2 protein-coding genes are annotated in these 428 nt (G+C 29.7%); both read right to left on the reverse strand.

Features of this window, described 5'->3' with window-relative positions:
* A partial coding sequence (locus tag E3E36_RS12120) for a hypothetical protein (protein WP_167895612.1) occupies positions 1–220 on the reverse strand: 220 nt, incomplete at its 3' end.
* A gap of 12 nt (positions 221–232) precedes the next feature.
* On the reverse strand, positions 233–428 hold a 196-nt coding region (locus E3E36_RS13055), incomplete at its 5' end, for a hypothetical protein (protein ID WP_206203700.1).

Genomic DNA, 428 nt, shown 5'->3' on the forward strand with positions numbered 1-428 from the left:
TATGAATGTGCAGAAAAACTAAAGCTTTATTTATAAGTGGATGAGTTTGAATAAATTCATTAAATATATTTTTATTAGTTGCGATTGCAATAAAAGGGAAAATAAGCCCAATACTTAACGCTTCAAAAATGCCACTTGAAAATAACATAATTAATAACCCTACTAACTTTAACCTTTCTTTCCCTTTGAAAAGCCTGAATATTTTTATTGCAATCTTCACGTATAAATATTGTTATAGAACAAAAAATTTATTCCAATCTTCTTTATCCAAGTGAACTTTACCATAAGAGGATGGTTCTCCATTTATGTTATTTTTCCACCATTCTCCATTGTCTATCCACCAAACCCGAGGATCTCTATAAGTATCTGCAATTGCATCAAATTTTTCTTCACTCCAACCTACATAGCTAAGCCATCTATATAAATCT

The sequence above is a fragment of the Thermococcus sp. M36 genome (assembly GCF_012027355.1).
GTDB lineage: Archaea > Methanobacteriota_B > Thermococci > Thermococcales > Thermococcaceae > Thermococcus.